The following is a 574-nucleotide window of genomic DNA, read 5'->3' as shown; positions in this document are numbered from 1 at the left end:
AGCGGCAGTGAGCTGCTTTGCGCGCACGCTCGCTGTGGATCTTAAGAAGAAAGGCATCAAAGTGATTACTGTGTTTCCTGGGTTTGTTGAAACGCCCCTAACGGATAAAAACACCTTTGAGATGCCTATGATCATTTCAACCAAGCAAGCGTCTCAATTATTGAGAAAGCAGCTAGCGGCGAATAAAAGCCACATTTATTTTCCGGCGAGATTTACAGGCATTCTCCGCTTTATCTCGTTGCTTCCATACAGTTGGCAAGCAAGGCTGACGGCTAAACTCGTATCTTAAAAGGAAGAAGCATGAAAATCGCTATTGTAGGCACTGGAATTTCTGGACTGACATGTGGGTACTATCTGCACCAACAACACGATATCACTTTGTTCGAAGTCAACGATTATATTGGTGGTCATACGGCGACGGTTGATGTACGTGTCGGGAATGAGGATTATGCGATTGATACAGGGTTCATTGTATACAACGACCGTACATATCCAAACTTTATCAAAATGATGAACGAAATTGGCGTGGAAGGTATTCCGACGCAAATGAGTTTCAGCGTGAGAAACGATGGCA

General features: G+C 44.3%; 1 protein-coding gene and 1 pseudogene. Both read left to right on the top strand.

Annotation, left to right across the window (positions count from 1 at the left end; translation table 11 throughout):
* Window positions 1–289, top strand: a pseudogene (locus R7R24_RS29075) (short-chain dehydrogenase); the annotation flags it as partial.
* Window positions 290–300: 11 nt separating this feature from the next.
* Window positions 301–574: NAD(P)-binding protein (locus R7R24_RS29070; RefSeq protein WP_318120507.1), on the top strand; the 274-nt coding region annotated here is incomplete at its 3' end.

This window comes from Vibrio sp. 704 (assembly GCF_033339295.1).
This window is presented reverse-complemented; position numbering and strand designations above follow the sequence as displayed.